The 23,241-nt window shown below is 29.0% G+C and carries 23 protein-coding genes; 21 read left to right on the top strand and 2 right to left on the bottom strand.

Translation table 11 applies throughout. From position 1 onward, the window contains the following. Positions 1 to 1,044, bottom strand: coding sequence for a UDP-3-O-(3-hydroxymyristoyl)glucosamine N-acyltransferase (gene lpxD, locus FRY74_RS08390; RefSeq protein WP_147100452.1), 1,044 nt, complete (start codon positions 1,042 to 1,044; stop codon positions 1 to 3). 213 nt (positions 1,045 to 1,257) lie between these two features. Here lpxD and FRY74_RS08385 point away from each other — a divergent pair, with 213 nt between their 5' ends. Together FRY74_RS08385 and FRY74_RS08380 are read left to right on the top strand one after the other, a co-directional pair. Further along, on the top strand, positions 1,258 to 3,123 hold the full coding sequence (locus FRY74_RS08385) for an LTA synthase family protein (RefSeq protein WP_147100450.1): 1,866 nt from the start codon (positions 1,258 to 1,260) through the stop codon (positions 3,121 to 3,123). Then, on the top strand, positions 3,120 to 3,635 hold the full coding sequence (locus tag FRY74_RS08380; RefSeq protein WP_147100448.1) for a hypothetical protein: 516 nt from the start codon (positions 3,120 to 3,122) through the stop codon (positions 3,633 to 3,635). The genes FRY74_RS08385 and FRY74_RS08380 overlap by 4 nt, the downstream gene beginning before the upstream one ends. On the opposite strand, the gene FRY74_RS08375 is transcribed toward FRY74_RS08380, so the two are convergent. Beyond that, positions 3,601 to 4,830 (bottom strand): HD domain-containing protein, encoded by a 1,230-nt coding sequence (locus FRY74_RS08375; RefSeq protein WP_147100446.1) that lies wholly within the window; start codon positions 4,828 to 4,830, stop codon positions 3,601 to 3,603. The two genes, FRY74_RS08380 and FRY74_RS08375, sit on opposite strands and share 35 nt — an antisense overlap. 81 nt (positions 4,831 to 4,911) lie before the next feature. Here FRY74_RS08375 and porX point away from each other — a divergent pair, with 81 nt between their 5' ends. From porX to FRY74_RS08280, 19 genes are all read left to right on the top strand, one after another. After that, positions 4,912 to 6,468: a T9SS response regulator signal transducer PorX gene (gene porX, locus FRY74_RS08370; RefSeq protein WP_147100445.1), complete on the top strand. Its 1,557-nt coding sequence runs from the start codon at positions 4,912 to 4,914 to the stop codon at positions 6,466 to 6,468. Between the two features lie 6 nt (positions 6,469 to 6,474). Next, entirely contained in the window at positions 6,475 to 6,891 is a 417-nt protein-coding gene (tsaE, locus tag FRY74_RS08365; protein ID WP_147100443.1) for a tRNA (adenosine(37)-N6)-threonylcarbamoyltransferase complex ATPase subunit type 1 TsaE, read from the top strand. Positions 6,892 to 6,936: 45 nt separating this feature from the next. Then, positions 6,937 to 8,151, top strand: a complete 1,215-nt coding sequence (locus FRY74_RS08360) for an alanine dehydrogenase (RefSeq protein ID WP_147100442.1) — start codon at positions 6,937 to 6,939, stop codon at positions 8,149 to 8,151. Beyond that, positions 8,151 to 8,585 (top strand): hypothetical protein, encoded by a 435-nt coding sequence (locus tag FRY74_RS08355; protein ID WP_147100441.1) that lies wholly within the window; start codon positions 8,151 to 8,153, stop codon positions 8,583 to 8,585. Before FRY74_RS08360 ends, FRY74_RS08355 begins: the two co-directional genes overlap by 1 nt. Before the next feature lie 15 nt (positions 8,586 to 8,600). Further along, on the top strand, positions 8,601 to 9,617 hold the full coding sequence (locus FRY74_RS08350) for a glycosyltransferase family 4 protein (RefSeq protein ID WP_147100439.1): 1,017 nt from the start codon (positions 8,601 to 8,603) through the stop codon (positions 9,615 to 9,617). Further along, positions 9,617 to 10,711 (top strand): glycosyltransferase, encoded by a 1,095-nt coding sequence (locus tag FRY74_RS08345; protein WP_147100437.1) that lies wholly within the window; start codon positions 9,617 to 9,619, stop codon positions 10,709 to 10,711. Before FRY74_RS08350 ends, FRY74_RS08345 begins: the two co-directional genes overlap by 1 nt. Continuing rightward, positions 10,704 to 11,981 (top strand): O-antigen ligase family protein, encoded by a 1,278-nt coding sequence (locus tag FRY74_RS08340; protein WP_147100436.1) that lies wholly within the window; start codon positions 10,704 to 10,706, stop codon positions 11,979 to 11,981. The genes FRY74_RS08345 and FRY74_RS08340 overlap by 8 nt, the downstream gene beginning before the upstream one ends. Positions 11,982 to 12,051: 70 nt before the next feature. Then, positions 12,052 to 13,404 carry an undecaprenyl-phosphate glucose phosphotransferase gene (locus FRY74_RS08335; protein WP_147100434.1) on the top strand — a complete coding sequence of 451 codons (1,353 nt, stop codon included), beginning with the start codon at positions 12,052 to 12,054 and terminating at the stop codon, positions 13,402 to 13,404. A 4-nt stretch (positions 13,405 to 13,408) separates the two neighbouring features. Next, positions 13,409 to 14,275 carry an ABC transporter permease gene (locus FRY74_RS08330; RefSeq protein WP_147100433.1) on the top strand — a complete coding sequence of 289 codons (867 nt, stop codon included), beginning with the start codon at positions 13,409 to 13,411 and terminating at the stop codon, positions 14,273 to 14,275. Continuing rightward, positions 14,275 to 15,549: an ABC transporter ATP-binding protein gene (locus tag FRY74_RS08325; protein WP_147100432.1), complete on the top strand. Its 1,275-nt coding sequence runs from the start codon at positions 14,275 to 14,277 to the stop codon at positions 15,547 to 15,549. Before FRY74_RS08330 ends, FRY74_RS08325 begins: the two co-directional genes overlap by 1 nt. Continuing rightward, positions 15,549 to 16,292, top strand: coding sequence for a hypothetical protein (locus FRY74_RS08320; protein ID WP_147100431.1), 744 nt, complete (start codon positions 15,549 to 15,551; stop codon positions 16,290 to 16,292). The genes FRY74_RS08325 and FRY74_RS08320 overlap by 1 nt, the downstream gene beginning before the upstream one ends. 9 nt (positions 16,293 to 16,301) lie before the next feature. Continuing rightward, positions 16,302 to 17,222, top strand: coding sequence for a glycosyltransferase family protein (locus FRY74_RS08315; protein WP_147100430.1), 921 nt, complete (start codon positions 16,302 to 16,304; stop codon positions 17,220 to 17,222). Next, positions 17,215 to 18,252, top strand: coding sequence for an exostosin domain-containing protein (locus FRY74_RS08310; protein WP_147100428.1), 1,038 nt, complete (start codon positions 17,215 to 17,217; stop codon positions 18,250 to 18,252). The genes FRY74_RS08315 and FRY74_RS08310 overlap by 8 nt, the downstream gene beginning before the upstream one ends. Then, the gene (locus FRY74_RS08305) at positions 18,236 to 19,060 is read left to right on the top strand and encodes a TIGR04325 family methyltransferase (protein ID WP_170227987.1); all 825 of its coding nucleotides are present in this window, start codon (positions 18,236 to 18,238) and stop codon (positions 19,058 to 19,060) included. Before FRY74_RS08310 ends, FRY74_RS08305 begins: the two co-directional genes overlap by 17 nt. Then, positions 19,057 to 20,100, top strand: a complete 1,044-nt coding sequence (locus FRY74_RS08300) for a glycosyl transferase (protein WP_147100425.1) — start codon at positions 19,057 to 19,059, stop codon at positions 20,098 to 20,100. The genes FRY74_RS08305 and FRY74_RS08300 overlap by 4 nt, the downstream gene beginning before the upstream one ends. Positions 20,101 to 20,142: 42 nt before the next feature. Beyond that, positions 20,143 to 20,511 (top strand): sugar 3,4-ketoisomerase, encoded by a 369-nt coding sequence (locus FRY74_RS08295; RefSeq protein WP_147100424.1) that lies wholly within the window; start codon positions 20,143 to 20,145, stop codon positions 20,509 to 20,511. Next, on the top strand, positions 20,508 to 21,593 hold the full coding sequence (locus FRY74_RS08290; RefSeq protein WP_147100422.1) for a DegT/DnrJ/EryC1/StrS family aminotransferase: 1,086 nt from the start codon (positions 20,508 to 20,510) through the stop codon (positions 21,591 to 21,593). Before FRY74_RS08295 ends, FRY74_RS08290 begins: the two co-directional genes overlap by 4 nt. Further along, a complete protein-coding gene (locus FRY74_RS08285; RefSeq protein ID WP_147100420.1) occupies positions 21,593 to 22,372 on the top strand; it encodes a glycosyltransferase family 2 protein in 780 nt (259 codons plus the stop codon). Before FRY74_RS08290 ends, FRY74_RS08285 begins: the two co-directional genes overlap by 1 nt. Next, complete coding sequence (locus FRY74_RS08280) at positions 22,369 to 23,232, top strand: glycosyltransferase family A protein (RefSeq protein WP_147100418.1); 864 nt, start codon at positions 22,369 to 22,371, stop codon at positions 23,230 to 23,232. The genes FRY74_RS08285 and FRY74_RS08280 overlap by 4 nt, the downstream gene beginning before the upstream one ends. Positions 23,233 to 23,241: the final 9 nt, after the last annotated feature.

Below are 23,241 nucleotides of genomic sequence, written 5' to 3'. Positions count from 1 at the left end.
CTATATATCTTTTACTTTAATTTGTTTTTCTAATTCCGCTAATCGCTCAAGTATTTCAGGTAACTTTCTAAATCCTACATAAGATCTTTTATACTCTCCCATAGCATACGCAGGAGAACCTTGCACAACTTTTCCTTCTTCAGTAATACTATAACCAACACCTGATTGAGCTGCAATTTTAACTCCATCAGCAATTGTTAAGTGACCTACAATTCCAACTTGACCTCCAATTAAACAGTTTTTACCAATTTTAGTTGAACCAGCAATTCCTGTTTGAGATACTATTACAGTATTGTCACCAACAACTACATTATGTCCTATTTGAATTAAGTTATCCAACTTAGCTCCTTTTTTTATTATTGTAGAACCCATTGTAGCTCTATCAACACAAGTATTAGCTCCAATTTCAACATGATCTTCAATAATCACATTTCCTAATTGAGGTATTTTAGTGTAATCATTCTCTTTATTTGGAGCAAAACCAAATCCATCCCCTCCTATTACTACTCCAGAATGGAAAGTACAATTTGATCCAATCTCACATTCGTGGTAAATTTTAACTCCAGCATTAACAATAGTGTTATCTCCAATAGTTGTATTGTCTCCAACAAAACTATTTGGATAAATCTTTACATTATTTCCAATTTTAACATTTTCACCAATGTAAGCGAAAGCACCAACATAAACATCATCTCCTAATACAGCTGTTTTTGCTATGTATGAATTTGGTTCAATTCCATTTTTAACGACAGTTTTAGCTTGGCTATATGCTTCTAAAACTTTAGCAAAACATTCGTAAGCATTTTCAACTCTAATTAGAGTACAAGTATCTTTTACAGGACGTTCCAACTCTAAATCATTATTCACAATAACAATAGAAGCATCTGTATCATACAAAAACTCTTGATAAGCTGGATTTGCTAAAAAGGAAATAGAATTTAACTCACCCTCTTCAATTTTTGAGAGTTTGTTTACTGTAATTTCAGAATCTCCTTCAACTGTACCGTTTAGTAATTCTGCTATTTGACTTGCCAAAAATTCCATAAGAAGTCAAAAATAATAGTTTGTAAATAAATTAGCTAATTTTTGAACCGAAGTTATTAACTTATTAGTGTTTGGAGAAATCAATTTTTATATTTGTAGCACTTAAAAATCAAGTCGTTGTTAAAATTTCAAGTTAATAAATCATTCTATTCGTCGTTAAAATTCATTTTTAGCATTTATCTATTAGGTCTATCTATTTTCTTTATTTTCAGATTGTTACTATTTATTTTAGAAATTAATCATACTAGTAATATTCCTTCTGAAGATAAAATTTGGATTGTTTTTCAAGCTTTTTTAATGGGATTTCGGTTCGACACCGTAATTTGTAATTACATTTTGTTACTACCCACTTTTACAATTTTTGTAGCTCATCAAATTAGTTTAAAAACTAAACTATTTAGTAACGCAATAAAATATTACTTCATTCTTCTTTTTTCTATTGCTTTTTTAATCTCAGGTATTGATTTAACTTATTTCCACCACTTTTTCTCAAGGTTTTCTGTTGCAGGTTTACAATGGACTGATTCGCCAGCTTTTATGTTTAAAATGATTATTCAAGAATTTGATTTTTGGTGGGTAATTTTCCCAATAATCATCTCTATTTTCATTTTTATAAAAGCGATAAACAAAATCACCAAAAAATGGAATAAATCAACAAATTATCAATTAGAATCATCTCCAAGATTATCGTCAATTTTAGTTTCTATTTTATTTTTAGGGTTAGTTTTTATTGGAATTCGTGGTCGATTCGAATCTAAATCGCCAATAAGAGTTGGAACAGCTTATTTTAGTAATTATGCTTTTATAAATCAGCTAGGGCTAAACCCAACGTTTACTTATTTAAGAAGCTACCTAGATGCTCAAAAAAATAAAGAACAAACTATTAGCCTAATTGATGATAAAATAGCACTCAATAACACTCAACAATACTTAAACACAATCGGAATTGATAGCATTTCTCCTATTGCAAGACAAATAACTCCTGACAGCATTAATCAAAATCCTCCAAACATAATTTTGGTTTTAATGGAAAGTATGAGTGCAAATAAAATGAGCAGATTTGGAAATTCTGATAATCTTACTCCTTTTTTAGATAGTATTGCCAATCACGGATTAAGTTTTGATAATGTTTACAGCGCAGGAACACATACTTTTAATGGTATCTACAGTACTATATTTTCTTTCCCAGCATTATTTACTAAACACCCTATGAAAGGAGTCACCATTCCAATATATAATGGTATTGGTTCTGTTTTAAAAAACAACGGTTACTCTACAACTTATTTTACTACACACGATGACCAGTTTGATAATGTTGGTGGATTTTTAAGAGGAAATGACTTTGAAACAATAATATCACAACAAGATTACCCTTCGGACAAAGTAGCCAATACGCTTGGTGTATCTGATGATTATATGTTTGAGTTCTCGATAGATAGACTAAATAAAATGTACAAAAAAAACAAACCATTTTTATCTGTAATGATGACAGCTAGCGACCACGGTCCTTATCATATCCCAGATTATTTTACTCCAAAACAACCCAACGACATTAAGAAACAAATTGTAGAATATGCCGATTGGTCAATTCGAAAATTTATTGATTTAGCGAAGCAACAACCTTGGTTTGAAAACACCATTTTTGCTTTTGTTGCCGACCATGGTGCTTTAATGGAAACTAAATTTGATGTACCATTAAGCTATAATCATATACCTTTTATAATTTATGCACCAAAATTGATAACTAAGCCAACTATAAACACCAATTATGGTGGACAAATTGATGTTTTCCCAACCTTAATGAATTTAGTTGCTTTACCATACACCAACAATACTTTAGGGGTTAATTTATTTACCGAAAAACGACCTTACTCTTACTTTTGCCATGATGAAAAGCTAGGTGTCATTGATGATGAATTCTTATACGTTTACAGAGGAAAAGAAAAACCTTCGTTATACAAATATAAAACTGATGTAACCGATTACATAAACGATTATCCAGCTATTGCTGACAGCATGAAAACTTATGCGTTTAGCAATATGCAAACTGCACAAACATTAATTGGAAAAATAAAATGAAAAAATTAATCTTTCTCCTCTTCTTAAGTGCTTTTAGTTTAGAAATATTATCTTGTGATTGCAAAGAATATGAGACTCGCAATGAATTATTAAAAGATGAAATCGACAATTCTGATTTGATTTTTACTGCAGACTATATTTCTAACGATGGTAAATCATTTCATTTAAAAGTTAAATCTATTTATAAAGGAACTCTAATTACAAATCAAATAATTGAAGGATATATATTTGATTCTTACTCCAAATTGATTAACGAAAAAGGCGAATGGTTGATTTACGCAAACATTGAAAAAGAAAATAAAATCAATATAAATTCTTGTGGTCTGACACGCTCTAGAAAAAAACCTTCTAAAAATAATAATTATCGTCCCCCTTCTCCAAAACTTAATTCAAAGCAATTGAAAAAATTTAATTCAAAGAGAAAGAAAACAGCTCTAAAGGATTACAAAAAAGAAATAGATTATTTAGAGAAAATAATTACCCCTTTGGAAAACACAAAAACCATTTTTTAACTGGCTTAGAAATAGCAGTAATACTCAATGTATCAGCAGCTTCGGCAATGTCAGAAATGGTATTGTTTTTTAATAAAATGTTAATCTTATCCTTTTTCGCATTATAAGCATTGTTTACAATACTACTTTGAAAAACAAAATACTCCACTTCTTCATCAGTCAGTTTTAATTTTTTCTGAACTTTTGCTTTCATTTCTTCTACCTCAACCTTTTCAAACTTTTTATTTTGCAGCACAATTTTATACAAGTTTCGGTTTACCATCATCTTACACAAAACAGATAATACTTTGTCATTATGGTTTTGCCAAACCTTAACAGAAGCCATAATATCCATATCATCTAAATCAGAGAAGGTGTCTAACAAATTAGGGTTCAATTTAAATGAACTTAAATTATGATTATTGTATAAAAACTCATGTAAAGCTGGAGTACAAAATAATTCTTCGTTTTCAGAAGCTAAGTATTTAGCGCGTTTTAAAATCTTTACCAACAAGTTTTCGGCAGCTAATACTGTTTTATGCAAATACACTTGCCAGTACATTAACCTACGTGCAATAATAAATTTCTCTATCGAATAAATTCCTTTTTCCTCAATAGCTAATTCATCATTTTTAACCGTTAGCATTTTAATAATTCTATCCGTGCTAATCACACCTTCCGAAACCCCAGAATAAAAACTATCGCGCTTTAAATAATCTAATCTATCCATATCTAACTGACTAGAGACCAACTGATATAGAAATTTTTTGCGATACTCGTTTCTGAAAATTTGTAATGCTAAATCTAACTTACCTTTAAATTCTTTATTCAGCTTATCCATAAACAAAGTAGAAATTTCTTCGTGAGAAATTCCGTTAACTATACTATGTTCTAAAGCATGAGAAAAAGGACCATGTCCAATATCGTGCAACAAAATTGCAATTAATACCCCTTGCGCTTCTTCATCTGTAATTTCAACACCCTTAGAACGTAAAACCTCAACAGCATTAAACATTAAGTGCATTGCACCCATTGCATGATGAAAACGAGTATGTAATGCTCCTGGATAAACCAAATGCGTTAACCCCAATTGTTTTACTCTTCTTAAACGTTGAAAATAAGGGTGTTCTATTAAATCGAAAATAATATCGTGTGGAATCGTAATAAAACCATAGATTGGGTCGTTAAATATTTTCTTTTTGTTGGGTTTACTCATAAATTTAAAGAAGCTTTTGCGATTCAAAAGTAGTACTTTTGAACAGGTTATTATTATACATTTTAAAACTTTAATTAAAATATGGATGCAATTACAATACTTTGGGCAGATGATGAAATTGATTTATTGAAACCACATATTTTATTTTTAGAAGAAAAAGGATACCAAGTTTTACCCACTCCAAGTGGAGATGATGCTTTAGATATTTTAGAAGAAAACAGAGTTGACATTGTGCTGTTAGATGAAAATATGCCTGGATTGTCAGGTTTAGAAACATTAGAAATCATAAAATCTAAATATCCATCGCTTCCTGTAATAATGATAACCAAAAGCGAAGAAGAGTTTATTATGGAAGAAGCCATTGGCTCTAAAATTTCAGATTATTTAATTAAGCCCGTAAATCCAAAGCAAATTCTACTTTCATTAAAAAAGAACTTAGATACTTCTAGATTAGTCAGTGAAAAATCAACTTCTAAATACCAACAAGAGTTTCGTCAAATTGGAATGACTTTAGGAGATAGATTAGACCATGAAGAATGGGCTGATGTTTACAAAAAATTAGTCTATTGGGAATTAGAATTAGATAAATCGAAAGAAACTGGAATGGATGAAATTTTGCACATGCAAAAAAACGAAGCCAACAGTCAGTTTTGCAAATTTGTAGAAAACAACTACACCTATTGGTTATCTCACCCTGAGGATGCTCCAGTAATGTCGCAAAGTTTATTTAAAAATTACGTAATACCTGAATTAAAAAAGAAAGACAATTCAGTGTTTTTTATTGTAATCGATAATTTAAGATACGACCAATGGAAAACGCTTGCCCCAATTATTAGTCAAGATTACTGGATAGATAAAGAAGATGTTTTTTACAGCATTTTACCTACAACTACTCAGTATTCTAGAAATTCAATTTTTGCAGGAATGATGCCTGGAGAAATTGCTAAAAGATATCCAGACAAATGGTCGAACGATGAAGATGATGGTGGAAAAAATTTACATGAAGAATTTTTTATAGAGGAACAATTAAAACGAAACAACCTTAACATTAAGTTTTCTTACAATAAAGTTTTAAATGTAAGTTATGGAAATAAGGTGTTAAATGAAATCCCAGGAATGTTTAATAATCCCTTAAACGTTATCGTTTATAATTTTGTTGACATGCTTTCACATGCTAGAACAGATACCCAAATTGTTAAAGAATTAGCTAGTGATGAAGCGGCTTACCGTTCGGTTGTGAAATCATGGTTTGAGCATTCTACATTGTATGAGATTATAAAAGAAATTGCTGCTCGTGGAGGTAAATTAATTATTACTACTGACCATGGTTCGATTAGAGTTAAAGAAGCAAGCAAAATTGTTGGCGACAAAGAAGTAAATACAAACTTAAGATACAAGCAAGGAAAAACATTAAGCTACGTTGAAAAAAATGTTTTGGCAATTAAAAACCCAGAAGATGCACACTTACCAAAAGTAAATGTTAGCCAAAGTTTTGTTTTTGCAAAAGATGATTACTTTTTTGCCTATCCAAATAATTATAACCATTACGTTAAATATTACAAAGACACTTTCCAACATGGAGGAATTTCTCTCGAAGAAATGTTAATTCCAGTTGTGATGTTAAGTCCAAAAAAATAAATTACAATGGAATTTATTGCGAAATCAATAAACGATCTAAACCAAATTAGCAAACAATTAATTGAACATTTTGGTACTATTAGAGTAATCTTATTTAATGGTGAGATGGGAGCAGGAAAAACTACCCTCATTAAGGAAATTTGTAAAAATTTAGGTGTTTCCGAGAATACATCAAGTCCTACTTTTTCAATTGTTAATGAATACCAAACCGATAATCACGAATCCATTTACCATTTCGATTTTTATAGATTAGAAAACGAACAAGAAGCAATGGATTTTGGCTATGAAGATTACTTTTATAGTAATTCATTTTGTTTCATTGAATGGTCAGAGAAAATTCCAAATCTAATACCTGAAAATCATCAAGTTGTCAGCATTAAAATAGACAATTCTAACAATAGAATTATTTCTATTGCATCCTAGCCACTATTTTTTAACTTTGTAGAAACGTATATTTTATAAAATTGTATGGCTACATCAGATGATTTATTAAAATCTTTAGCTCAAGGCTTTATGCCTCAAGAAGAAATGCTAGAAATTGCAAAGAAAAAAAGCAGTTTACAAATAGGTATTCCTAAAGAAGTTTCTTTACAAGAAAAAAGAATTCCATTGGTTCCTGATGCAGTTGCAGTTTTGGTAAATAATGGACATGAAGTAATTATTGAATCTGGTGCAGGTGAAGGCGCAAGTTTTAGCGATAGAGACTACAGTGAAGTTGGAGCGCAAATCGTTTATGGTACACCTGAAGTTTATCAAGCCAATTTAATATTAAAAGTAGAACCACCTACCCTAGAAGAAATCGATATGATGAAATCAGGGCAAATTTTAATTTCTGCTTTACAATTACCAATCCAACCAAAAGATTTTCTTAAAAAGTTAATTCATAAAAAAGTTACTGCAATTGCTTTTGATTTTATAAAAGACCCTGAAGGAATTTTACCAATTGTAAATGCGATGAGTGAAATTGCAGGTAATGCTTCAATCTTAATTGCTGCTGAATATTTAAGTAATTCAACCAATGGTCGCGGGCAATTATTTGGTGGCATTTCAGGTGTATCACCCACGGATGTAGTTATTTTAGGAGCTGGAACTGTTGGCGAGTATGCAGCAAAATCAGCTTTAGGAATGGGAGCAACAGTAAAAGTGTTTGATAACAACACTCATAAATTAAGAAGATTACAAGATAGTGTTGGACAAAGAATTTATACTTCAGTAATACAACCTAATGTTTTATTAAACGCATTAAAAACAGCCGACGTAGTAATTGGTGCTATTAGCAATAAAATTGGACGAGCACCTATAATTGTTAGCGATGAAATGGTTGGAAGCATGAAAGAAGGTTCTGTAATTGTTGATGTAAGTATAGACAAAGGTGGTTGTATTGAAACCTCTGAAGTTACCAACCATAAAAAACCAACATTCATAAAATATGGAGTAATCCATTATTGTGTACCTAATATTGCTTCTAGAGTTTCGAGAACAGCTTCAAATGCATTAAGTAATGTAATAGCTCCTACTCTTATCGATACAGGAGAATATGGTGGCTTAGAATCAATGATTAAATCATATTCAGGTATACAAAATGGAGTATACATCTACAAAGGTGTTTTAACAAATAAATATTTGGCTGAAACTTTTAGTTTACCTTATAAAGATATCAATCTTCTATTAATGGCAATGTAATGAATACTAAAGGACTAACGAGAAGATTAAAATATTACGGATTAGGGTTTGGGTTAGGATTAATCTTAGTATGGGCTACATTACTAAAAGATAGAGACAGGGCTTCATGGCTACCTGAAGGTAGAATTTTAGACTTTTTAGAAGAAGTAGATCTAGAAATAACATCAAAAGCCCAATGCCAATTAGATTGTCTTAAAATAGATGCTAAACTTTTTGATAAAACTTTTTGGGAAAATGCTAAAGTAGATTTTAAGAAAAGTGCCGTAAAGCGCAAACCATGTCCAGAGCACTACATAAAATCGAAATTAGCTGACGGAAGAGAAATTGCCTTATACATAGAAAATTGTGAGACTTGTATAGATTGTGAAAATGAAAGAACTGCTTTTTTAAGAAGCATAGAAATAGATGGTATAGAAAACTGCAATTGCGAATAAGCTTGATTTAAGTCTATGAAAATTTATATCAATGGAAGATTTCTAACTCAACAACCTACTGGAGTACAATTTTTTGCTCAAGAAATTTGTAAAGAGATAGAAAACGATATTGATTTTGAAATTCTAGTCCCTAAAAACCAGGCATTAATCAATAATTCATTCAATCATAAAATAAAAAAAATTGGGAGTTTTAAAGGTTATTTATGGGAACAAATAAATTTACCTAATTTTATTAAAAAAGAGCCTAATTGCATCTTAATAAACCTCTGCAACCTGGCTCCAATATCTATAAGTAATCAAATCATTACTATTCATGATTTAGCTTTTATAGAAAATAAAAATTGGTTTAGTTTACCTTTTCAAAAGGTTTATAATTTTATCATTCCTAGAATAGTTAAAAAAAATAAAGCCATTATAACTGTATCTGAAACAATCAAAAATGAGCTTGTAAATTATTTTAAAATTGAAGAAACTAAAGTTTCAGTTATTTACAATAAATTAAATACCAAACTGATTAATTCAGAACCAAAAAAACCTTCTATTCTATTTGAAGTTCAAGAATTCTATTTAATGGTTGGATCAAACAACCCAAGAAAGAATTTTGCATTTGTAGAAAAAATTTTCACTAAGCAATTAGCAAATAAAAACCTAATTATAGTAGGTGCTGATCATTCTAGTTTTAACTCTAGTGAAAGTATTAATAGTAAAAAAATAATTCGTTTAAAAAATGTCACCGAAAATGAACTGACTTGGTTATATAAAAATACATTAGCAGTAATTAATCCTTCTTTTTATGAAGGATTTGGCATTCCAAATATTGAAGCAATGTATTTTAAAACGCCTATTCTTTGCTCAAATATTCCTGTTTTTAAAGAAGTGTGCGCTAACTATGCAGACTATTTTGAATTAGGTAATGAAGTTGATTTTATAGAAAAACTTAATTCAATCTCTTCTTATAATAAAGAGAATAGCAACTTGGATTTTTTCCAGAATCAAAATAGAATTAATCAACTTAAAAATCTATTAAATTGATGAAAGTAGCTTTTGTTCAAGATTGGTTAACAGTTGATGGTGGTGCTGAGAAAGTAGCAAAAGAAATTATCAATTGCTTTGATGATGTTGATGTTTTTTGTTTAGTTGATGATTTATCTGACAAAGACAGGACCGAAATAATTAAAGGAAAATCTACAACAACCTCATTTATTCAAAAATTACCTTTTGGGAAAAAATCTTATCGAAATTATTTTCCATTATTTCCATGTGCTATAGAAAGTTTAGATTTTACTGGTTATGATTTAATTGTTTCTTCTTCTTACTCCGTGGCAAAAGGATTAAAAAAAGCAACTAAAAATCAAACACATATTTGCTATTGCCACTCTCCTATTCGTTATGCATGGGACTTGCAAGAAGAGTATCTATCTCATGTAAATGGACTAAAGAGAGTGTTAGCTCGAATATTTTTAGCTTACATTAGAAAGTGGGATTTAAAAACGGCTAATCGCCCTGACCATTATATAACAAATTCTCATTTTGTTGCCGAAAGGATTAAAAGGATTTACAAAAGAGAAGCAACCGTAATATATCCACCAATCGATACAACTAGCTTTTCATATGTTGAGCAAAAAGAAAATTATTATTTTACCTCAGCGAGAATGGTTCCCTATAAAAAAATAGACCTCATCGTTAAAGCTTTTGCTCAGCTACCTAACTTAAAATTAATTGTTTCTGGTGATGGTCCTGAATTAGAAAATTTAAAAAGAATGGCAACAGAAAATGTTGATTTTATTGGGTTTGTAAGTAAATCATCTCTGATTGACTACACCCAAAGAGCTAAAGCATTTATTCTCGCTGCCGAAGAAGATTTTGGCATTACAAGCATAGAAGCACAATCGTGCGGTACACCTATAATTGCACTAAAAAAAGGTGGTTATTTAGAAACCGTTATTGAAAATAAAACAGGTGTATTTTTTGACGAACAAACAGCTGAATCAATAATTGATACAATAGACTTATTTGAAAACAAAAAAACTAATTTTGCCAAAGAAGATTTTATTGAAAATGTAACACGATTTTCAATTGAAAGATTTAAAAAGGAATTTAAATCATTTGTAAAAAAGCATGGATAATCCAACATTAAAAAAAATACACTTTGGTAGTTTTTTACTATTGGCATTTTTCCCGCTATTAAATGCTAAAATGGTTCCTCTTGCCATTGCTTCTTGGCTTTTAACAAACATTGTATTTGGTTTTATTGAGCAAAATAAAAATGGATGGAATTCTTTAAAACCATTATTTGTTCAAAGTAGTTTATTCATCATAATATTAATTTGGACACTAATTATAGATCAAAGTAAAGACGCTTATTTTTATTTAGAGAGATCTCTTAGCCTTCTTATTTTTCCAATTGGATTTTACTTTAATCCAATTACATTTAATCACAAACAATTAAATATTATTAAAATATCATTTGCGGGTTCTTCTATTTTTTTCATTCTAATTTCATCTATAATCGCTTTCTTTACTCTAATTCAAAAAATTGGAAACCCTGATTGGTATCCAACTTTAAACGATTTGTTAAGCGCTCATAATTTTCATCATCATTTTAGATCTTCTTTCGAAAATTTTTCTGATTTCCATCCAACATATGCCTCAATGTATTTAGGCTTATCATTTATATTTATACTCAATCTGTTAATCAATCATTTTTCAGAAATTTCATTAAACAGAAAGATTTTAGGGAGCTTTTCTTTACTCTTAATTTTAATTTTAATTGCAATTCTCGCATCAAGAACACCTTTTATTGCTACAATTTTAGTTTCTATTTTATTGCTTTTCATTAAATTAAAAAGAAAGATTTATGCTTTTTTTGCAATTATAGCTGCTATTTTAATCGCCACTGCCTTATTTTTTACTGTTCCTTCTTTTTCTGCTAGATTTTCTGAAATTTCTTTAACCAATACAGCTTTACCTTCTGAAGAAGGTGATGGTGATTCTTTTAATGTTAGAACTGGAATTTTACATTGTACAATTGAATTGATTAGTAACAATTGGTTAACTGGTGTTGGTCCAGGTCAAACACAAAAATTACTAGATAAATGTTATATGGATATAGCTCCTGAAATCTATAAAGATGAACATTACAATACTCACAATCAATTTTTAAGCTATTGGGTTGGAATGGGAGTCTTAGGCATTTTAACATTAATCTTCATCTTGTTTTCAACTTCTTATGTTGGATTAAAAAATCACAACCTATTACCTTTAATAGTCTGTTTGTTTTTCAGTCTCTGTTTCATGACTGAAAATATTTTGGTAAGGCAACAGGGAGTAGTGGTTGTAGCCTTCTTTTTAAACCTTTTTTACTTTACAGAATACCGAACAAAATCAGTAAAATAAATCAAGTCAACAATTCTTTGTGTTTGGTTGTCTTTAATTTTATCTTTGTTTGTTATTTTAACCTAAGTTTTTGACAAGATATTCTCAATATATAAAGTTTTTCAACATTGCTGGTGATGTGTTATTACTCAATAGTGCTTATATCATTGCTTTCTACTATAAGTTTGGTGAGTTTCACCCTCCATTTTTATCCATGCTTTTATATATTAATATTGTTTGGTGGCTTGTTTCTTCAATAACTAAACCATATAAATTAGCTAGGACATCAAAACTGCATCAAGTTTTAAGAGCTTCATATACCGTATTAATTTTTCATGTATTATTAGTCTTTGCCTACTACGTATTTGAGCAATCTCAGCGATACTCTAGGGAGCTTTTACTTATTATGTACAGCATTTTATTTATCTCATTTTTTATCTGGAAAATTGCATTTATCTTATTTTTAAGATGGCTGAGAAAAAAAGGATACAACTATCGAAACATAATTTTAGTTTCAAATTCTGATAATCCAACGCAAATTCAAACATACATAGATGCTCACCCTGAAGACGGATATAGAGTTAAAAAAATATTTGAACCGAAGAACTATAACGGAACAGAATTTCATGAAGAAATAAAAGATTATTGTAACAACAATCAAGTACATGAAATCTTTTATACCATGTCATCAATTCATCATAATTCACTTGTAGATTTAATGAATTTTACTGAAGAAAAATTCATTAAAATGAGACTTATTGCTGATTTTAAAAGCATTATGTTTAGAACTCTTGAATTAGAACATTTTGATTTAATACCTATTTTAAAAGTAGTTTCTACTCCTTTAGATGCTTGGCATAACCAAATTATAAAAAGAATTTTTGATTTTATATTCTCATTATTCGTGATACTTTTTATTCTTACTTGGTTATTTCCAATTTTATTTATTTTAATTAAAATAGATTCAAAAGGACCAATTTTTTTCAAACAAAAAAGAACCGGAAGAGATAACAAAGCATTTTGGTGCTACAAGTTAAGAACGATGCATGTAAATGATGAATCAGATACTGTACAAGCCACAAAAAATGATAAAAGAATTACAAAAATTGGTAACTTTTTAAGAAATACAAGCCTAGATGAATTACCTCAATTTTTCAATGTACTGATTGGTGAAATGTCAGTTGTAGGTCCTCGACCTCATATGCTAAAGCATACACAAGATTTTGCAGAGGAACTTGAAACTTTTATGGTAAGACATAAAATTAAACCAGGTATAACTGGTCTTGCACAAACAAAAGGTTATAGGGGAGAAACCGATGATTTTGAAAAAAGAAAAAATAGGGTGAAAATGGATTTATTTTACATTAAAAACTGGTCATTCCCGTTTGATTTGGCTATTATTGTAAACACTGTTTTAGATATATTTAGAGGGCATAACGATTAGATTAATGACAGATAACACTAACATAGATTGGAAGTTTGAAATATCTCCAAAAGGCAATCTCTTAGAGCTTAATTTCAAAGAAATATGGAAGTATCGTGATTTGCTTGTTTTGTTTGTTAAAAGAGATATTATTACTATCTACAAACAAACCATTTTAGGTCCACTTTGGTATCTTATTCAACCAATATTTACATCAGTAATATTTACAATAATATTTAATAATGTTGCTAATATAGATACGAATGGAATACCTCCTTTTCTATTCAATTTAGCAGGAATTACGACATGGAACTATTTTAGAGATTGTTTAATTGCGACATCTGATACATTTAAAAGTAACCAGCATATTTTCGGAAAAGTATATTTTCCTAGAATTATACTTCCATTATCAATTGTTGTTTCTAATTTAATAAAGTTTAGCATTCAAATTTTAGTGTTTATAATGAGTTATTTATATTACACGCTATATAAAGGTGTAGATATATCTCCTAACGATTTAATTATTCTATATCCATTCCTTGTTGTTATAATGGGCATTCTTAGCCTTGGATTAGGTATGATTATTTCATCTATGGTTACCAAATACCGAGATTTAATGTTTTTATTACAATTTGGTGTACAGCTTCTAATGTATCTTTCTCTTGTAGCTTATCCATTAAGTTTAATTCAACAAAAATTACCTCAACTATCATGGATAGTTGAATATAATCCTATGGCTCATATTATTGAAGCTTCAAGATATTTACTTTTAAATTCTGGGGATTTCTCATTAAAATGGATGCTTTATACAATTAGTGTTACCATAGTAGTATTTTTATTGGGTGTCCTGATTTTTAACAAAACTGAAAAACGCTTTATAGATACCGTTTAATGAATAACGAGAAAGAAATAATATTAAAAGTTGAAAACATTTCAAAACAATATCGTTTAGGATTAGTTGGGACTGGGACCTTATCGGATGATCTTAAAAGATGGTGGCACTTAGTTAGAGGAAAAGAGGATCCTTTCCTAAAAATTGGAGATACAAATGATAGATCTACTAAAGGAGAATCAAACTATGTATGGTCTTTAAAAAACATAAGTTTTGATGTTTATGAGGGTGATGTAATTGGAGTTATTGGCAAGAATGGAGCGGGTAAATCTACCTTATTAAAGATTCTATCAAGAGTAACAAGTCCAACTACCGGAACTATTAAATCGAATGGACGAATAGCTTCTTTACTTGAAGTTGGAACAGGCTTTCATCCCGAATTAACAGGAAAAGAAAATATCTATCTTAATGGAGCTATTTTAGGAATGACTAAAAAAGAAATAGCTAGTAAATTAGATGAAATTATAGAGTTTTCAGGTTGTGAAAGATATATCGACACTCCTACTAAAAGATACAGTAGTGGCATGACAGTTCGTTTAGCTTTTGCTGTAGCAGCATTTTTAGAACCTGATATTTTAATTGTGGATGAAGTTTTAGCTGTTGGAGATGCTGAGTTTCAAAAGAAAGCAATTGGAAAAATGAAAGACATTTCAACTGGAGATAATGGTAGAACTGTTTTATTTGTTAGCCATAATATGGCTGCTGTTGAAAATTTATGTAAAAAATCAATTTTATTACAAAATGGTGAAGTAATAATGACTGGAGACACAAACAATGTTATTGCTCATTATCTTTCAACTCAAAACCATCAATTAATAAAACTTTCTGAAGTGAAATCTCGTCAAGGAAATTCAACTTTACGATTTACAGATGGCTTAATTGAAGGTGTTAATACAACCAATAACCTGATTGAAACTTTTAAGGAAGTTAGACTTAAGCTCGATTACACTTTAAATGTAGAAAATGTTTTAAACTTTAGAATTGATGTCGGCATTAACAATTATTTAGGGGATCGAATTGCATGGATTTCCACAGATACTATTCCTGAAGATTTTGATATTAAAAACAATAAAATTTCATTTATAATATCACAATTACCTCTTGCGCCAGGAGATTATACTTGCAATATTTTCTGTGAAATTAATAACGAAATTGCTGACTGGCTAAGTGGAGTACTGCCATTTTCTGTTGCAGAAAAAGATTATTACAATTCAGGAAAAGTTGTTCCTTCTAATCAAGGTTCAATTTTATTAGATTATAAAATTTCGCAGTAATGATAGATAAAATAAAATCTTACTTAAAAAGGTTAGAAAAGAATCAACACCTAATTATTGAAGAGTTAAATGTTACAAAAAAACAAACTAATGAAATTGAATGGGCTAACATTTATCACGACAGTATAAGAGGTAAAGTTTGGTTAGAAAATTTACCTTTAAATGTAGGAAGGTGGGCAGGAAATTATTCATTTTTTTATGTACTACATAGAATATTAAATGATTATCAACCAAAAAACATTCTTGAATTAGGCTTGGGAGAGTCAACCAAAATAATATCTACCTATTTAGATAATTTTCTAACAAACTCTAATCATATTGTTGTAGAACATAACCCAGATTGGGTAGAATCTTTTAAAGAAAAATTTAAACTTAATGAACGTACAAAAATAGAACTGCTTGAATTAGAATTAAAAAATATAAACGGATTTGAGGTTAATAGTTATAAGGATTTTGACTTAAAGTTAACTAACGATTTCGACTTTTATATTGTTGATGGCCCGTTTGGTGCTGACCGTTTTTCTCGTTACGATATCATTTCATTAGTTAAAAACTTTGAAAAAAATAAAGAATTTATTATTCTTTTTGATGACACCAACCGAAGAGGAGAGCAAGAAACTTGTGATGAAATATGTTCAATCTTAAAAAAGAATAAAATTATTTACCATACTTTTAATTATTCAGGCAATAAGGCATCTACAGTTATTGCTTCTGATAAATATAAATTCTCAACTTCATTTTAATTTTTTTAAATGAAAAATGAATTAGCACCAATTGTTCTATTTGTTTATAATAGACCTGATCACACTAAAAAAGTACTAGAATCTTTATCCTTGAATAAAGAAGCTAGAAATAGCTTACTTTATATCGTTTGTGATGGAATTAAAGAAAATTCTACTGAAGAAAACACTTTAAATATTAATGAGGTTAGAAAAATTGCTGATGAAGAAAATAGGTTTCAAGAAGTTAAGGTAATAAAACACTCTTCAAACAATGGCTTAGCAAAATCAATAATTGAAGGAGTAACTAACCTCTTTAACAAGCATGATAGATTAATTATTTTAGAAGATGACCTTGTAACATCTCCTTACTTTTTAAACTACATGAATAATAGCTTAAATGTTTATCAAGATGATACTGAAGTAGTTTGTATTAGTGGGTATGTTTATCCTATTAAGAAAAAATTACCCGAAACTTATTTTATAAAAGGTGCTGACTGTTGGGGCTGGGCTACTTGGAAAAACAAATGGTCCATTTTTAATAAAAATGGGGAAGACCTTTTAAATAAAATAGAAACTCAGGGACTTCAGAATGATTTTGATTTTGATAGTAGCTACCCATATACACAAATGCTAAAAGATCAAGTACTTGGATATAATAATTCTTGGGCGATTAGATGGTATGCATCCTCTTTCTTAAAGCATAAATATTGTCTTTATCCTGGAGTTTCTTTAGTCCAAAACATTGGTATTGATGGCTCTGGAACACATAGTGGGATTTCAAACTCATGGGATGTAAACCTTTCGAAAACTGCAATTAATATTGTAAAACAACCTGCTATTGAAAATAAATTGGCTAAGAAACAATTTATTAAATACTTTAACTCACTTAAAAAGGTGAACAAAAATAATGGTATCCTAAACTACATTAAGAATTATATTAAAAGTGAGTAACATTTTAAATTTATATACCGATTTAAATTATTTACCTAGTGGTAAAAACGTTACTATAATGCTTTATCCTTTTTTTGATTCGCCGAAAGAAGATATTAATGACCCCGACTATGGAAGGTTTGAGAATTACATTAATAATAGTAGTAAGATTTTTAAACTAGTAAACAATGAGAATGATGCTGACATTGTCGTTTTGCCTTTTGAGTTTTCATTCGAAGAAAGTGACATCAAAATAGCTCAGAAGTTTGTCAATAATTATAAAAAATCAAATAAGCCTATTTTAGTTTTTTATAATTCAGACTATGATTACAATATTCCTTTAGATAATGTGATCATCCTTAGAACTTCATTTTATAAATCAACTAAAAGTAAAAATGAATTTGCTTTACCTGGCTGGAGTAAAGATTTTTATAACTCTAGGTTTAATGAAACGACCAAAAAGCCTGTTAACCCTTCCATTAGTTATTGTGGGTACATTGATTATCTCCGGCCTTCATTAAAGGATATTTTGAATAATTATAAGGATAAACTAACATCAAAAACATATAATATATATGAAATTGGTCCAAAACTAAGAGGAAAAGCTATCAGAAATTTAATTAAAAGTAAAGGTGTAAAAACTAATTTCATTTTTAGAAACGGATTTTGGGCAGCAGGATTAGATAAAAAAATGGCAAGAGAAGAATATATCCAAAACATGTATTCTTCAGACTATGCTTTAGTTGTCAGAGGAGCTGGAAATTTCTCTTACAGATTGTATGAAGTTCTTAGTTGTGGTAAAATTCCAGTATTTATAGATACTGATTGTGTATTACCGTATGATCATATTATTGATTGGAAAAAATATGTAGTTTGGATTAATCAAAAAGATAATATAAGTCAAAGACTTATTGAATTTCATAATGACATATCAGATAAAGATTTTTACCAATTAAAACAAAACTGTAGAAAATTATACGAAGAATGGATTTCTCCATTTGGGTTCTTTTCTAAACTTAATAATTACTTAGATTTTGAAAAAAATAATTAATAAACTAATTACATTTTTTGCTTCAAAGAAAACTAAAGCAATAACAACTCATGGCAAATCGCATGGCTGGTTTGGTAATTATTCAAAATGGGAAGATGCAAAAAAAAAATGTACTGGATATGATGATTTTGAAATATTAGAAAAAGTTAAGTCTTCTGTTCTAAAAGTTAAAAATGGCGAAGCAGTTTACGAAAGAGATTCGGTAATTTTTGATGAAATTCAATATTCACAACCTTTATTGGATATTTTTAAAGAAATTGTTGAGAAAAATGATAACTCATTAAATATCGTTGATTTTGGCGGTTCACTAGGTAGCTCATATTTTCAAAACAGATCATTTCTAAGTTCCTTAAACAATTTAAATTGGAATGTGGTTGAACAACCACATTTTGTTGAATGTGGTAAAAAGCATATTGAAGATAATCACTTAAAATTTTATTATACCATTGAAGAAGCATTAAAAGAGAATATAAATCATGTTTTATTTTTATCAAGTGTTATTCCTTATTTTGAAGATCCTTTTGAACTTATTAAGAAAATGCTAACTTATAAATTTGAATACATTATAATTGATAGAACAGCTTTTATTGAATCAGATAAGGATAGAATAACTGTTCAAATTGTACCTGAATTCATTTACAAAGCTTCGTATCCTGCTTGGTTTTTTAATGAACAGAAATTTGTTAGTGCATTTTTATCTGATTATGAATTGGTAAAAGAATTTGATAGTAAATTTGATCCTCGAGAAAAATTAGATGATGGTGTTTGGTCCTACCGAAAAGGGTTTGTGTTTAAGAGAAAACCATGAAATTAAACTTTTGTACTTTATTTAGTTCAAATTATCTATCTAGAGGGATAGCACTATATCAATCATTATTAAAACATAATAAAAACTTTCACCTATACGTATTTGCCTTCGATGATATAACCTTTAATTATTTTTTAAAGGAAAACCTTCCCAACCTTACAGTTATTTCTCTAGATGAGTTTGAAGATGAAGAATTGTTACGTGTAAAACCTAATAGAAAACTCGGTGAATATTGCTGGACATGCACTTCTTCCACTATCCTATATAGTATCAATAAGTATAATTTATCGAACTGCACTTATTTAGATGCTGATATGATGTTCTTCTCTGATCCTAAAGTTCTTATTGATGAGATGGGAGAAAAATCTGTTTTAATTACAGAGCATCGCTATACAAAAGAATATGACCAGTCTGAAGAAAGTGGAATTTATTGTGTTCAGTTTGTCACCTTTAAAAATAATGAGCACGGCATGAAAGTATTAAACTGGTGGCGAGAAAGGTGCTTAGAATGGTGTTATGCAATTGCTGAAAATGGGAAATTTGGTGACCAAAAGTATTTAGATGATTGGACAGAAAGGTTTGAAGGTGTTCATGAACTACAACATCTTGGGGGAGGGATTGCTCCTTGGAATGTTCAACAGTACAGTTTTCAAATAAAAAATGGTGATTTAATTGGAACTGAAAAAACTACTGGAAATAATTTTAAGGCAATATTTTACCATTATCATGGAGTAAAATATTATTATAATGATATCGTGTCTTTCTCTCATCCAGCCTATCTACTATCAAAAAATGTTCAAAAGTTATTTTACCAACCTTATATCAAAACATTAAATAAAATTAAAGAATCAATTAACCTAGCCGATTCATCTTTTGATCCTAATGGAAGCACTGAAAATTCTCCTACTCACCCCTATTGCTTAAAATCTCTAATTATTTTATATTTAAAAGAGTTAAAAAAATCGCCTAAATATATTTTTGGAAAATCTATTAAAAACAAGCTAAAACACCATTATTTTTATTTCAGTAAAAAACTTTAAAAAAACCTTAAATTTGGATTTACACTAGCCAAATAAAAAATTATGGCATATACATTAGATTTAAAAACATTTACAGATAAAAGAGGAAACTTAACCGTAATTGAAAAAGTGATTCCTTTTGAAATTAAAAGGGTATTTTATATTTACGGAGTTGACGACTCTATTCGAGGCGGACATCGACATCATAAAACAATTCAAGCGGCAATTTGTATTCAAGGTTCTTGTACTATTTATAATAACGATAGTAAAACAGAGACTAAATTTGAATTAAATCAACCGAATAAATGTTTAGTTATAGAGCCTCAAGATTGGCATACGATGTATAATTTTTCTAAAGATGCAATACTTATGGTTTTTGCTTCCGAGTTTTTTGAAGCCGAAGATTATATTTACAAACCTTACGATAAATGATAGATTATGAAAATTTAGGCAAACTGAATCTTCCTTTTTTTGATGCTTATAAAAAAGCTTTTGAAGATACTTTAAATTCAGGTTGGTATATTTTAGGAGATAAAGTAAAATCGTTTGAAAACGATTTTAGCAACTATTGTGAGGCTAAATATTGTGTTGGAGTAGCAAATGGTTTAGATGCTTTAACTCTATCACTCAAGTCTTTTAATTTTAAAGAGGGTTCAGAGGTTATTGTACCTTCTAATACATATATTGCAACAATACTTTCTATTATTCATAATGGTTTGAAGCCAGTATTAGTTGAACCAGACATTAACACCTATAATATTGATCCCACTAAAATAGAAGAAAAAATAACTTCAAAAACTGTTGCAATAATGGTTGTTCATCTTTATGGTAAAATGTGCAACATGGAAAGTATTAATTTTTTAGCAAAAAAAAATAATTTAAAAGTTATCGAAGATTGTGCTCAAGCCCATGGGGCATCACTAAAAAAAATAAAGGCCGGTAATTGGGGTGACATTGGAGCTTTCAGTTTTTATCCTACAAAAAACCTAGGAGCTATTGCTGATGGAGGTGCAATTACAACTAGTATTATTGAAAATGCTGATTCAATAAGAACACTTAGAAATTATGGTTCTAAAATTAAATACCATAATGAAATAGTTGGCTTTAATTCTCGATTAGATGAAATACAAGCAGCATTTTTATCTATTAAACTTAAACGTTTAAATGAAATTAATGAGCATAAAAGATTTCTTGCAAATATTTATCAAAACAACTTAAAAACTGATTATATAAAACCAGCAATAGATACTGATTATTATGATGTTTTTCATATTTATAATATTCGACATCCTAAAAGAGATGAGCTTAAAGAATATTTATTAAAAAATGAAGTTAAAACAGAGATTCATTACCCTATAACACCAGTTAAACAAAAAGCTATGATTGGAATTTTGGATAAAATTAAGACTCCAATTGCAGATGAAATTCATGATACAACATTAAGCTTACCTATTTCATTTTTTCATACAGAAGAAGATATTTTAAAGGTGATAGAAATAATGAACAAATTTTAATGAGCAATTCAATATTAATATCAATAATTACAATAAATTACAATGATAAAGTTGGACTTGAACGTACAATAAAAAGCATTGTCAATCAAACCAACAAAAACTTTGAATATATTGTAATTGATGGTAATAGTAGTGATGGCAGCAAAGAAGTTATAGAAGATTATAAAGATAGAATTGATTTATGTGTAAGTGAGCCTGATAAAGGGATTTATAACGCCATGAATAAAGGTATAAACAATGCAAATGGTGATTACCTCTTATTTATTAACAGTGGAGATGAATTATATAATACCAATGTATTAGAAGAAAATATTGCCGAATTACACTCTGAAGATTTAATTTATTTTGATCTACTTCAAGTTTTTAAAGATAAAACTAATCTTCATCGATTTCCAGATGAAATAAACAACAATACTTTCTTGAAGGGAACTATTGGTCATCCGACAACATTTATTAAAAAAGACTTATTTCATAAAATTGGATTATATGATGAAACCTTAAATATTGTAGCCGATTGGAAATTTTTTAGCTTAGCTTTTATTAAGCATAACTGCTCAACTCGTCATGTAAATAAGGTTTTGTCTAAATTTTATATGGATGGAGTTAGCACAATTAATAATGAGAAGACTAAACAGGAAAGACAAAAAGTAATAGAAGAAAATTTTTCAGATTATGTTAGACTTAACGAACTAGAAAACTTTGCTATTACTGTGAAAAATGCAAAATCTATAAGATTTTTAAGGAACCTAGGTATTTTAAAATTTATAGATAAAATATGAGTTTACTTTCTAAAATTAAAGCTAAATATCATTTTCATAGAAATAAGCTTAATGAAGATTCTAATTTATTAAAATGGAAAATAAAAATTTGGTTTAACAATATTTTTGACTCTAATCTAAGAAATCAAATAAGGAATCCTAAAAACATTCCTGTTATCATTATTAGTTATAACCAATTATTCCATTTGAAGCAATTAGTAGATTTTTTATTATTAAACAAACACCAAGATATTGTTATAATCGATAATAACTCTACCTATATACCCCTACTTACTTATTTTGATGAAATAGAAAAAAACAACAACGTAACTATACATAAATTGAGAGAAAATTTTGGTCATCTTGTATTTTGGAAAAACAAAGAATTGTTTGAAAAATATTCAAAAGGATACCACATAGTTACAGATGCAGATATCGTTCCTCATGAAAAAACGCCAAGCAACTACTTATCTGTTTTTCTTAAACTTTTGAATACTAATAAAGATATTACTAAAGTCGGTTTTAGTCTTTATTTAGATGATATTCCTGATTATAATCCAAATAAAAAAAATATAATCAATTGGGAAAATCAATTTTGGCAAAATAAAATTAACAAGCATTATCTATCATCTATAGATACAACTTTTGCGATGTACAGACCAAATTATAAAAGAAATAATCATAACTTTTTAAGTGGCATCAGAACTAATAAACCATACACTGCTAGACATGGGGGATGGTACATTAATCCAAAAGCTTTAACCGAAGAACAACTTTTTTATATAAAAACTGCAAATAGCTCTAGCTCATGGCTTACCAATGAAAATGGTGAGTTAGTAAATGATACTTTTAAAAATCACTATACAAATAAGAATGATTAAAAAATTTAA

This window comes from Vicingus serpentipes (genome assembly GCF_007993035.1).
Taxonomy (GTDB): domain Bacteria; phylum Bacteroidota; class Bacteroidia; order Flavobacteriales_E; family Vicingaceae; genus Vicingus; species Vicingus serpentipes.
Note: the sequence above shows the minus strand (reverse complement) of the source record. Positions and strands in the feature narration are given on the sequence as shown.

What these genes read in the sequence shown, in the direction of transcription:
- FRY74_RS08280 (WP_147100418.1), top strand. Translation starts at nt 22,369, where the DNA reads ATGAGTTTACTTTCTAAAATTAAAGCTAAATATCATTTTCATAGAAAT.
- FRY74_RS08315 (WP_147100430.1), top strand. Translation starts at nt 16,302, where the DNA reads ATGAAAAATGAATTAGCACCAATTGTTCTATTTGTTTATAATAGACCT.
- FRY74_RS08325 (WP_147100432.1), top strand. Translation starts at nt 14,275, where the DNA reads ATGAATAACGAGAAAGAAATAATATTAAAAGTTGAAAACATTTCAAAA.
- FRY74_RS08380 (WP_147100448.1), top strand. Translation starts at nt 3,120, where the DNA reads ATGAAAAAATTAATCTTTCTCCTCTTCTTAAGTGCTTTTAGTTTAGAA.
- FRY74_RS08355 (WP_147100441.1), top strand. Translation starts at nt 8,151, where the DNA reads ATGAATACTAAAGGACTAACGAGAAGATTAAAATATTACGGATTAGGG.
- FRY74_RS08300 (WP_147100425.1), top strand. Translation starts at nt 19,057, where the DNA reads ATGAAATTAAACTTTTGTACTTTATTTAGTTCAAATTATCTATCTAGA.
- FRY74_RS08340 (WP_147100436.1), top strand. Translation starts at nt 10,704, where the DNA reads ATGGATAATCCAACATTAAAAAAAATACACTTTGGTAGTTTTTTACTA.
- FRY74_RS08285 (WP_147100420.1), top strand. Translation starts at nt 21,593, where the DNA reads ATGAGCAATTCAATATTAATATCAATAATTACAATAAATTACAATGAT.
- FRY74_RS08330 (WP_147100433.1), top strand. Translation starts at nt 13,409, where the DNA reads ATGACAGATAACACTAACATAGATTGGAAGTTTGAAATATCTCCAAAA.
- FRY74_RS08360 (WP_147100442.1), top strand. Translation starts at nt 6,937, where the DNA reads ATGGCTACATCAGATGATTTATTAAAATCTTTAGCTCAAGGCTTTATG.
- tsaE (WP_147100443.1), top strand. Translation starts at nt 6,475, where the DNA reads ATGGAATTTATTGCGAAATCAATAAACGATCTAAACCAAATTAGCAAA.
- FRY74_RS08295 (WP_147100424.1), top strand. Translation starts at nt 20,143, where the DNA reads ATGGCATATACATTAGATTTAAAAACATTTACAGATAAAAGAGGAAAC.
- FRY74_RS08350 (WP_147100439.1), top strand. Translation starts at nt 8,601, where the DNA reads ATGAAAATTTATATCAATGGAAGATTTCTAACTCAACAACCTACTGGA.
- FRY74_RS08375 (WP_147100446.1), bottom strand. Translation starts at nt 4,830, where the DNA reads ATGAGTAAACCCAACAAAAAGAAAATATTTAACGACCCAATCTATGGT.
- FRY74_RS08345 (WP_147100437.1), top strand. Translation starts at nt 9,617, where the DNA reads ATGAAAGTAGCTTTTGTTCAAGATTGGTTAACAGTTGATGGTGGTGCT.
- porX (WP_147100445.1), top strand. Translation starts at nt 4,912, where the DNA reads ATGGATGCAATTACAATACTTTGGGCAGATGATGAAATTGATTTATTG.
- lpxD (WP_147100452.1), bottom strand. Translation starts at nt 1,044, where the DNA reads ATGGAATTTTTGGCAAGTCAAATAGCAGAATTACTAAACGGTACAGTT.
- FRY74_RS08320 (WP_147100431.1), top strand. Translation starts at nt 15,549, where the DNA reads ATGATAGATAAAATAAAATCTTACTTAAAAAGGTTAGAAAAGAATCAA.
- FRY74_RS08290 (WP_147100422.1), top strand. Translation starts at nt 20,508, where the DNA reads ATGATAGATTATGAAAATTTAGGCAAACTGAATCTTCCTTTTTTTGAT.